The 9,758-nt window shown below is 75.9% G+C and carries 9 protein-coding genes and 1 pseudogene; 4 read left to right on the forward strand and 6 right to left on the reverse strand.

Features of this window, described 5'->3' with window-relative positions; translation table 11 throughout:
* Positions 1-867, forward strand: a pseudogene (locus G5C62_RS28775) (hypothetical protein); the annotation flags it as partial.
* A gap of 7 nt (positions 868-874) precedes the next feature.
* Here G5C62_RS28775 and G5C62_RS23065 read toward each other — a convergent pair.
* Together G5C62_RS23065 and G5C62_RS23070 are read right to left on the reverse strand one after the other, a co-directional pair.
* Positions 875-1,345, reverse strand: a complete 471-nt coding sequence (locus G5C62_RS23065) for a DUF1772 domain-containing protein (RefSeq protein ID WP_206330810.1) — start codon at positions 1,343-1,345, stop codon at positions 875-877.
* Positions 1,342-2,175 (reverse strand): NAD(P)H-binding protein, encoded by an 834-nt coding sequence (locus G5C62_RS23070; protein WP_241176076.1) that lies wholly within the window; start codon positions 2,173-2,175, stop codon positions 1,342-1,344. The genes G5C62_RS23065 and G5C62_RS23070 overlap by 4 nt, the downstream gene beginning before the upstream one ends.
* 81 nt (positions 2,176-2,256) lie before the next feature.
* Between G5C62_RS23070 and G5C62_RS23075 the strand changes: the two genes are divergently transcribed.
* The gene (locus G5C62_RS23075; protein ID WP_164702838.1) at positions 2,257-3,189 is read left to right on the forward strand and encodes an AraC family transcriptional regulator; all 933 of its coding nucleotides are present in this window, start codon (positions 2,257-2,259) and stop codon (positions 3,187-3,189) included.
* Here G5C62_RS23075 and dapC read toward each other — a convergent pair.
* Together dapC and fdxA are read right to left on the reverse strand one after the other, a co-directional pair.
* On the reverse strand, positions 3,186-4,304 hold the full coding sequence (gene dapC / locus G5C62_RS23080; protein WP_164702839.1) for a succinyldiaminopimelate transaminase: 1,119 nt from the start codon (positions 4,302-4,304) through the stop codon (positions 3,186-3,188). The genes G5C62_RS23075 and dapC overlap by 4 nt on opposite strands.
* Entirely contained in the window at positions 4,301-4,621 is a 321-nt protein-coding gene (fdxA, locus tag G5C62_RS23085) for a ferredoxin (protein ID WP_014739194.1), read from the reverse strand. Before fdxA ends, dapC begins: the two co-directional genes overlap by 4 nt.
* 228 nt (positions 4,622-4,849) lie before the next feature.
* Here fdxA and G5C62_RS23090 point away from each other — a divergent pair, with 228 nt between their 5' ends.
* Both G5C62_RS23090 and G5C62_RS23095 read left to right on the forward strand, forming a co-directional pair.
* Entirely contained in the window at positions 4,850-7,669 is a 2,820-nt protein-coding gene (locus tag G5C62_RS23090; protein ID WP_164702840.1) for an EAL domain-containing protein, read from the forward strand.
* Between the two features lie 18 nt (positions 7,670-7,687).
* Positions 7,688-8,440: a GNAT family N-acetyltransferase gene (locus G5C62_RS23095; protein WP_164702841.1), complete on the forward strand. Its 753-nt coding sequence runs from the start codon at positions 7,688-7,690 to the stop codon at positions 8,438-8,440.
* Here the strand turns inward: G5C62_RS23095 and G5C62_RS23100 are convergent.
* Together G5C62_RS23100 and mshB are read right to left on the reverse strand one after the other, a co-directional pair.
* Positions 8,397-8,813 carry a hypothetical protein gene (locus tag G5C62_RS23100; protein ID WP_164702842.1) on the reverse strand — a complete coding sequence of 139 codons (417 nt, stop codon included), beginning with the start codon at positions 8,811-8,813 and terminating at the stop codon, positions 8,397-8,399. The two genes, G5C62_RS23095 and G5C62_RS23100, sit on opposite strands and share 44 nt — an antisense overlap.
* A complete protein-coding gene (gene mshB, locus G5C62_RS23105) occupies positions 8,810-9,706 on the reverse strand; it encodes an N-acetyl-1-D-myo-inositol-2-amino-2-deoxy-alpha-D-glucopyranoside deacetylase (protein WP_206330811.1) in 897 nt (298 codons plus the stop codon). The genes G5C62_RS23100 and mshB overlap by 4 nt, the downstream gene beginning before the upstream one ends.
* Positions 9,707-9,758: the final 52 nt, after the last annotated feature.

Consider the following 9,758-nt stretch of genomic DNA (forward strand, 5'->3'; position numbering starts at 1 on the left):
AACCTCCACCAGGCCGTCGAAGAACTTGCCGGCCGAGTAGACCGGGTCCCGCACCTGCGCCTCGCTGCCCCAGCCCTGCGAGGGCCGCTGGTGCTCGTCGCCGCCCTCCTCGCCGCCGTCGCGCTGCTCTGGCGGGAGGAGGAGGGCACGCCGTCGGTGCTCGCCGGGTGCACGGTCCCCGGCTCGGACGTCAGCGTCACCGCCGAACAGGCGGCCAACGCGGCGACGATCGCGGCGGTCGCCCGCTCGCGTGGCCTGCCACCGCGGGCCACCGTCATCGCGCTGGCGACCGCGCAGCAGGAGTCCCGGCTGCGCAACCTCGACTACGGCGACCGCGACTCCCTCGGCCTGTTCCAGCAGCGGCCCTCGCAGGGCTGGGGCAGCGAGGCGCAGGTGCGGGACCCGGTCTACTCGGCCGGCAAGTTCTTCGACGGCCTGGTGGAGGTGCCCGGCTGGGAGACCGGGCGGCTCACCGAGGTGGCCCAGGCGGTCCAGCGCAGCGGCTACCCGGAGCTGTACCAGCAGTGGGAACCGATGGCGAGCGCGCTGAGCGGTGCCCTGCTCGCCACCTCCCCGGAGGCCCTGACCTGCGGCGCGGCGCCGGGCGCCGGTCCGGCCACCCTGGCCGACCGGACGGCCGTGGTCACCGAGGCCGCCCGGCGGGAGGCCGGCCCGCCCACGGTCGAGACCGACGGCACCGTCTCCATCGCCGGCGCCGGCTGGCCGGAGGCCACCTGGGCGGTGGCGCACGCCGAGCGTTTCGGCGTCACCGAGGTGGCGATGGACGGCTGGCGCTGGACCCCCGCGGTCGGCTGGGAGAGCACCCCGAGCGCCTTCGAGCTGCCGCTCCGGCTCCGCCTGGACTGACCGGCGGTCAGTCGGCCGACCCGAGCAGGAAGGCGGTCGCCGCGCCCGTCGCGGCGAGCGAGCGCACGGTGTTCCACCGGGTCCAGCGGCCGGCGTTCTCCCGCCACGCCTCCGCCGCACCCGGCGCCGCGGCGTCCAGCCGGGCCAGCGCGTCGTTGAGCGGGACGTTCGCCAGCACGGTGACCCCGACGACCCCGAACAGGTACAGCGCGACACCGGTCAGCACGGCCGGCCGACGCGCCCCGGCGAGCTCGGTCCCGCCCAGCACCAGGCAGACCAGCGCGGTGCCGAACAGCAGCGTCATGAAGCCCGGGCGGACCGCCGTGCGGTTGACCGACTGCATCGCCGTCGCACCGGCGGCGCCGGGCAGGGCGGTCAGGGCCGGCACCACCATCAGGCTGAAGACGGCGAAGGCACCGGCGACCAGCCCCGACCCGATCGTCGCGACCACCAGCACGGGTGGGCGCTCCCCGCTCACGCCCGGCTCCCGGCGAGCGCACTCCGCCGCACCGCGTCGGTGAAGTCGGTGGCCGGGCGGCCCAGCGCCTGCTGCACCCCGTGTGCAGGCGCGGCGTTGCGGCCGTCCAGGACCTCGGTGAACAGGTGGGCCATCAGCTCGACCACCTCCGGCGGCGCACCGTCACCCGCCAGGGCAGCGGTGAACTCCGCCAGCGGCACCGACCGGAAGGCCACCGACCGGCCCGTCGCCGCGGCGAGCTCGGCCACCGCCGCGGCGAAGGTCAGCGCCCGCGGCCCGGTCAGCTCGTGGGTGAGCCCGGCGTGCCCGTCGTCCAGCAGTGCGGCGACGGCCACGTCGGCGATGTCGTCGGCGTCCACGAACAGCTCGACCACGTCGTCCACGGGCAGCGCGATCTCACCGGCGCGCACCGCATCGGCGAACTGCCCCTCGGTGAAGTTCTGCACGAACCAGCTGCAGCGCACCACCGTCCAGTCCAGCCCGGCGCTGCTGGCGGTCTCCCGTACCGCCTGCTCCGCCCGCTGCGCGGCGGGCTCCCCGCGCCCGGACAGCAGCACCACCCGGCCGACCCCGGCCCGGGCGGCCCGGTCGGTGAACGCGGTCAGGACGTCGTCCGCCCCAGGGACGGCGAGGTCCGGCGCGTACGCCAGGTACACCGCGGAGGCGCCGGCCAGGGCGGCGTCCCAGGTGGTGGACTCGGCCCAGTCGAGCCGGCAGGCAGCGCTCCGGGAAGCGACCCGCACGGGCACGCCACGGGCCCGCAGTCGATGGGCGATGCGGCCGCCGGTCGTCCCGGTGCCGCCGGTCACGAGGATCAGCTGTTCGGTCATGACGTCAGTACAGCGAGGCCGATCGAGACGATCCATCGCCGAGGAGCGCGAAGACATGCGTCAGCGTCTACGCTGCGCCGCATGGACGCCGTCTCCGCCCTGCTCGACGGCCCGCACGCGCGTGGGGCCTTCCTCCTGCGCTCCCTGCTCAGCCCGCCCTGGTCGATGCGGATCGCCGACGAGGCGCCACTGACCCTGCTCGCCGTCCTGCACGGCTCGGCGTGGGTGGTGCTCGCCGACGGCCGCACCGAGCACATCGGCGCCGGCGACGTCGCCCTGGTCCGCGGTCCGCAGCACTACACGGTCGCCGACGAACCCTCGACGCCGCCGCAGGTGTCCGTCGGCCCCGGGCAGCAGTGCACCCCCGTCGGGTCGGGCACCGGGATGGCCGAGCTGGGCACCCGCGCGTGGGGCAACGACGTCGCCGGGGGCACCGTGCTGCTCACCGGCACCTACCCCCAGCCCGGGGCGGTGGGCGAGCGGCTGGTGCGGGCGCTCCCGCCACTGGTGGTCGTCCCCGCCGACGAGGGCACGTCCGCGGTGACCCGGCTGCTCGCCGCGGAGGTGGCCCGGGAGGCGCCCGGCCAGGAGGCCGTGCTGGACCGGCTGCTGGACGTCACCCTCGTGTCCGCGCTGCGGGTCTGGGCCGCCCGACCGGAGGCACGCGCCCCCGGCTGGTACGTGGCCGCCGGCGACCCGGTCGTCGGGCCCGCGCTGACCCTGCTCCACGACCGCCCGGCGGAGCCGTGGACCGTCGCCTCGCTCGCCGACGCCGTCGGGGTCGCCCGGGCGACGCTGGCGCGGCGGTTCACCGAGCTCGTCGGCGAGCCGCCGATGAGCTACCTGACCAGCTGGCGGATCGCGCTCGCCACCGACCTGCTCCGCGACCGCAGCCTGACCCTCTCCGGCATCGCCCGCAGGGTGGGCTACGCGAGCCCCTTCGCGCTGAGCACCGCGTTCAAGCGGGCCACCGGCGTCAGCCCGGCTGCCCACCGCGCCACTCTCGCGAGCTAGCTGGTGAGGCGCTGCACGGCGGCGTCGATCCGCTCGTCGGTGGCGGTGAGCGCCAGCCGGACGTGCCGGCTCCCGGCCGGACCGTAGAAGCTGCCGGGTGCGGCCACGATGCCCAGCCCGGCGAGCCAGTCGATCGTCGCCCAGCAGTCCTCGTCGCGGGTGACCCAGAGGTACAGGCCCGCGTCGGAGTGGTCGATCCGCGCACCGGCGGCCCGCACGGCCGGGGCCAGCCGGTCCCGGCGGGACCGGTAGCGCTCCCGCTGGGCGTCCACGTGGCCGTCGTCGGCCAGCGCGGCGGCCATCGCCGCCTGCACCGGCGTGGGCACCAGCAGACCGAGGTGGCGGCGCACCTCCCACACCCGGCGGACCAGCGCCGGGTCACCGGACAGCAGGCCGGCGCGGTAGCCGGCGGCGGTCGACTGCTTGGACAGCGAGTGGACGGCCAGCAGACCGCTGTGGTCCGGCCCGGCGACGTCGGGGTGCAGGACCGACCTCGGCCGGACGCCGTCCCAGCCCAGCTCGACGTAGCACTCGTCGGCCACCACGGGCACGCCGTGCGTCCGCCCCCAGGCCACCCAGGCGCGCAGCTCGTCGTCGGTGAGCACCCGGCCGTGCGGGTTGCCCGGCGAGTTCAGCCAGACCAGGACGGCCGGCCCACCAGGACCACTGCCGGGGTCGGCCGGCAGGGTGTCGGTGCGCAGCACCTGCAGGCCCGCGACGACCGCCCCCACCTCGTAGGTCGGGTAGGCGACCTCGGGGATCAGCACCGTCCCGGTGCCGGAGAGCCCCAGCAGCGTCGGCAGCAGCGCGACGAGCTCCTTGGAGCCCACCGTGGGGATCACCGAGGGCACCGCCCCCAGCGGGTCGGCCAGCTGGACGCCGAGCCGACGGGAGAGCCAGCCGGCCGCCGCCCGCCGCACGTCCACGGTGCCCAACGCCGTCGGGTACCCGGGGGCGTCGCCGGCCGCGGCCAGCGCCTCCCCCAGCAGGGCCGGGGTCGGGTCCACCGGCGTGCCGATCGACAGGTCGACCGCGCCACCTGGGTGCTCAGCGGCGCGAGCGCGGGCGGGGCCCAGCGAGTCCCAGGGGAAGTCCGGCAGCCGGACCGTGCTCACTCGCCCTGGGGCGGGAGCGCGGCCACCAGCGGGTGGTCCTTGTTGATCTTGCCGGTCTTGGCGGCACCACCGGGGCTGCCCAGGTCGGAGAAGAACTCCACGTTGGCGTTGTAGAAGTCCTTCCACTTGTCCGGGACGTCGTCCTCGTAGTAGATGGCCTCCACCGGGCAGACCGGCTCGCAGGCGCCGCAGTCCACGCACTCGTCGGGGTGGATGTAGAGCATCCGGTCGCCCTCGTAGATGCAGTCCACCGGACACTCGTCGATGCACGCCTTGTCGAGGACGTCGACACAGGCCTGGGTGATGACGTAGGTCACGGGGTTCCTCCGGGACGTGCGGGGCGGTGAGCTCCCTGGCAGGCCAGGGACTGCGGTGGATCATGTCCAGTATCACCCGAGGCCTGCCCGCTCAGCGCGATGGGTGGGCCGCCGACGCGCCGCCGGACCGCGCCACCCGATCGGGGGGTGACCTGCCGCACACCCTCAAGACCGGGCGCGTCGCGCCGATGGAGCGGTGTGTCAGAGGTGAGGACGTCCGGTGACGGTGTGCCGGCGCAGGGAGACCCGCTCTCGCCGTACGACGCCGTCGCCGCCCTCGAACAGCTCCTGCTCCGGCTGCAGCGCACCTCCGGCGCCAGCCGGGTCGCCGTCTGGGTGCACGAGGCCAGCACCGGCGTCGCCGTCCCCTTCCGCCAGGTCCGCTCCGGTGGACCGGTCGGTCAGGTGCCGCCCAGCGAACGGGTGCCGCTGTCCCTGGAGCGTTCACCGGTGCTGTCCGCGGTGATCGGCGAGCGCCGCACCCTGAACATGCACCTCGACGACGCCCCGCCGTCGCTCGCCGACGAGGCGGGCCGGTACGGCGTCCGCTCGGCCCACGGCGAGCCGCTCCTGGTGGGCGACGAGGTCGTCGGTGCCCTCGTCATCGAGCCGGCCGCGGCAGCCTCGGCGTCGCAGTTGCGGCACGCCACCCCGCGGCTGGCAGTGGCCCTGCAGGCGGCCTGGACGCGCCGGTCGGAGCAGCGTCGGCTGGCCCAGGCCGAGGTGCTGCTCGGGCTGATCGAGAGCGCCGCCCTCGCCCGGTCGATGGACCAGCTCCTCGGCTCTGCCTGCGAGCAGCTCGCCGCGCTCGGCGAGGTCCACCGCGCCTGCGTCTTCCTGCTGGAGGACGGCGTCCTGGTCCCGCGGGTGGCCAGCTACGCCGACGGCCGGCGCGACGTCGGCTCCTGGACGCAGTTCCGCCAGGCACCCGAGCCGCTCCGGCTGGCCGACGAGGTGCTGCGCACCGGTCGCCCGATGTCCGCCGACCGGGACTCCGACCTGCTGACCGGCTGGTGGGTCGACGCGTTCGGCATCGCCTCGGGCCTGGCCGTGCCCCTGGGCCGCAGCCCGCAGCTGTCCGGCGTGCTGACCCTGGACAGCCCCTCCATCCAGCCCTTCTCCGAGGACGTCCGCCGGCTCGCCTCGGCCGCCGGCGCACACCTGGGTGGGGTCATCGAGCAGGCGCGCGCCACCGAGGCCCGCGCCGCGTCGCTCAGCACCGCCCGCGCCGTCCGCCAGCTGCTCGTCGACGGGGCGTCGGCGACCGGGGTGGCCGAGGCCGCCGAGGTGCTGGCCACCGTGGTGCGGGGACTGGCCGGCACCGAGCGCAGCGCCGCCTACCTGCTCGACGACGCCGGCCGGCTGGGCGAGGTCCGCCACGTCGGGTGGCCCGAGCAGAACATCCAGGTGATCCGCGACCGGCTGGTCGGCCAGGACGTCAGCGACGTCCGGTTGTGGCAGCTGACCGTCCGCGACCGGCGCCCGGTCTTCGTCCCCGACGCCGTCGCCAGCGACCTGCTGGACCCCGAGCTGGTGCAGGCGCTGGGTCTCACCTCCTACCTCAGCGTGCCGCTGCTGTCCGGCGACCGGCTGCTCGGCATGGTCGTCACCGGCTCCTCCAGCGGGGCCGGCGAGTGGTCCCCGGCGCAGCGCCAGGCCGTCCAGCAGGTGGTCCTCGAAGGTGCCCTGGTCGTGCAGAACGCCGAGCTGCGGGCGGTGGAGCAGCTGCGCGTCCAGCAGCTGGCGCTTGAGGCGCACAACGACCCGCTCACCGGACTGGCCAACCGACGGCGCTTCACCGAGGAGCTGGAGCGCACCGTCTACGCGACGCCGGGCCGGTCCTGTGCGGTGCTGATGATCGACCTGGACCGCTTCAAGGAGGTCAACGACAGCTTCGGGCACAGCGTCGGCGACGAACTGCTCCGCCTGGTCGGCCCCCGCCTCGAGCAACCACTGGGCCCGGCGGACCTGCTGGCCCGGATGGGGGGCGACGAGTTCGCCGTCCTGCTGCCCGACGCCGACGCGGCCCGGGCCCAGGAGGTCGCCGACCGGCTCGGCGCCGCCCTGCGCGAGGCCTTCGTGCTCGACGGCATGTCGCTGCACGTCGACGCCAGCATCGGCATCGCGGTGTGCCCCGACCACGGCCGGGACCGCTCGCTGCTGCTCGCCCGCGCCGACACCGCCATGTACTCGGCCAAGCGGGCCCGGGACGGCTCCCAGGTCTGGACGCCGGACGGCGCCACGGACCCCCGCGACCGGCTGCAGACCCTCGAGGAGCTACGCGGCGCACTGGACTCCGACCAGCTCGTGCCGCACTACCAGCCCCAGCTGGACCTGCGCAGCGGCCAGGTCACCGGCGTGGAGGCGCTGGTGCGCTGGGAGCACCCCGAGCGTGGCCTGCTCGCCCCGGACGCCTTCCTCGGGCTCGCCGAGCAGGCTGGCCTGATGCGCCGGCTCGCACTGCGGGTGCTGGAGCGCTCCCTCCGCGACCTGCAGGGCTGGCGCGCCGCCGGACACGACCTGTCGGTCGCGGTGAACCTGTCGGTGTCCAACCTCGCCGACGTCGCCCTGCCCGACCAGGTCGCCATGCTGCTGGAGGCGACCGAGGTGCCCGCCGCCGCGCTCACCCTGGAGATCACCGAGGACGTGCTGATGGCCGACGCGGCGCGCAGCTCCCAGGTGCTCGCCGGGCTGCGGGCCCTCGGCGTCCGGCTCTCGATCGACGACTACGGCACCGGCTACTCGTCCCTGACGTACCTGCGCGCCCTGCCGGTGCACGAGCTGAAGCTGGATCGGAGCTTCGTCGGCCAGCTCACCTCCGACGTCCGGGCCGCGGCCATCGTGCGGAGCACGCTGCAGCTGGGCCGGGACCTGGGGATGACGATCGTGGTGGAGGGCGTCGAGGACGCCGCCGCGCTGGCCGCGCTGCGGCAGTGGGGGTGCGACGTCGCCCAGGGCTACCACGTGGCCCGGCCGATGGCGGCCGAGCACGTCCTCGACTGGCTCGCCGAGCGGCTGCCGACCCCGGTGACGGCCCCGCCCACCTGAGACCGCAGGATCGACCCCATGGGACAGCGGCGCTCACCCCTGGGGGTACCGGAGCTGGAGCTGCTGGCCGCCCGTGGCTGGCAGGCGCTGGCGGAGGAGCGGCTGGGCGACTGGCTGCTGCGCGCCGGTGGCGGCTTCACCGGGCGGGCCAACTCGGCGCTGGTCGTCGGTGACCCCGGGCTGCCGCTGCCGGAGGCGGTCGCCGCCGTCACCCGCTGGTACGACGACCGGGGGCTCCGGCCGGCCGCCCAGCTGCCCGGCGTGCAGTCCCGGCGCGCCGACGCCGCCTTCGACGCGGCCGGGTGGACCCGGGACGAGGACGTGCTGGTGCTCACCGCACCGGTCGGCCGGCCGGCCGAGCCCGCCGTCCCGGTCGACCTCTCCCCCACGCCGGACGACGCCTGGCTGGCCGGCTACCGGCACCGGGGGGCGGCGCTGCCGCCGGTCGCCCGCCAGGTGCTCACCTCCGCCGCGGACGCCGTCTTCGCCTCGGTGCGGCTCGTCCCGGCCCCGGCCCCGCTGGCGGCGGTCGCCCGGGGTGCACTGACCGACGGCTGGCTGGGGGTCACCGCGGTCACCGTGGCCGAGGAGCACCGGCGTCGCGGGCTGGCCACCGCCGTGATGGCCGCGCTGGGGCGGTGGGCGGCCGAACGGGGCGCACACTCGGTCTACCTGCAGGTCACCGCGGGGAACGCCCCAGCCCGGGCGCTCTACCGGCAGGCGGGGTTCATCGAGCACCACCGCTACCACTACCGGCACCGGCCGGCCTGACCGGCGCAGCGCCCAGCGCCCGGCCGACGGCGAAGGCGGCAGCCACCACGCCGACCAGCAGGAACCCGAGGGTGACCGCCTGCGTGGCGGCGTCGCCGCCGGGGAGCAGCAGGTCGCCCTCCGGGCGGCGCATCGTGCCGGTCAGCGCGACGGCGAGCCAGACCACCGCGGGCAGGACGGCGACCAGCCGCGAGCCCGACAGCCGGCGGGCCGCGTCGACCAGCAGCAGGTTGCCGACCACGGCCACGAGCAGGGAGATCGGCACCGGCACCCCGCCGACCCGCCAGGGCAGCCAGAACACCTCGACCAGCGCGAGCCAGGCGGACACGACCACCGCCACGACCGACCAGCCCAGCAGCCGGAGCAGCCTCACCCCGGCAGCCCGGCGAACAGGTCGTCCTCCCAGCCCTGCGGGCCCGACCCGGCCGGGCCCCGCTCCCCGCGGACGAGCCGGTAGTGCTCGGTGGCCAGCACCTCCTGGCCCAGGTTGTTCGACAGTGCGAAGAACGGGCCGTCCACGGTCATCTGGGTCGGGTGGGCGCGCATCGCGGCCTCCTTGCGCGCGGCGTGGGCGCGCGCGTCGACCTCGGTGGTGACGACGTCGTCGGCGACGGCGAACGGCACCTCGTCCAGGTCGCCCAGCGCGGCGAACGGCGACTCCTCCCCCAGGGCGGCCATCGCGTCGATCCCCCGCTGCACCACCGAGCGGGGCATGGCGTTCCAGTAGACCTTCGCCACCTGCCAGGCCGGCCCGAGGTCGGCCCGGTAGCCCGGGTCGGCGGCCGCCTCCACCGCGCCCATCGCGACCCGGTGCGCCTGGATGTGGTCGGGGTGCCCGTAGCCGCCGTCCTCGTCGTAGGTGACCAGCACCTGCGGGCGCACCTCACGGACGACGGCGACCGCGTGCGCGACCGCCTCGTCCAGGTCGGCCCGCCAGAAGGCGCGGGGCGCGTCGTTGGCCGCCGTCCCCATCATCCCGGAGTCGCGGTACCGGCCCGCGCCGCCGAGGAACCGCCAGTCGGTGACGCCGAGGGCGGCCATCGCCGCGGCCAGCTCACCGATCCGGTAGCCACCGAGCTGGTCGGCCTGGTCGGCGGCCAGCTGGGCGAGCTCGGGCACCAGCACCTCCCCCTCCTCCCCCAGCGTGCAGGTGAGCAGGGTGACGTGCACCCCCTCGGCGACGTACCGGGCCATCGTGGCCCCGTTGTTGATCGTCTCGTCGTCGGGATGGGCGTGCACGAGCATCAGCCGGCGTGGAGCAGTCACGGGTGTCATCTTCCCGGAGGGCCCGCCCGCCCCGACACGGCCCGCCCAGCAG

The organism is Modestobacter sp. KNN46-3 (assembly GCF_011039295.1).

Excerpts from the sequence above, each read along its gene's own strand:
- G5C62_RS23070 (WP_241176076.1), bottom strand. The coding sequence starts at position 2,175 with ATGACCGAACAGCTGATCCTCGTGACCGGCGGCACCGGGACGACCGGC.
- G5C62_RS23075 (WP_164702838.1), top strand. The coding sequence starts at position 2,257 with ATGGACGCCGTCTCCGCCCTGCTCGACGGCCCGCACGCGCGTGGGGCC.
- G5C62_RS23095 (WP_164702841.1), top strand. The coding sequence starts at position 7,688 with ATGGGACAGCGGCGCTCACCCCTGGGGGTACCGGAGCTGGAGCTGCTG.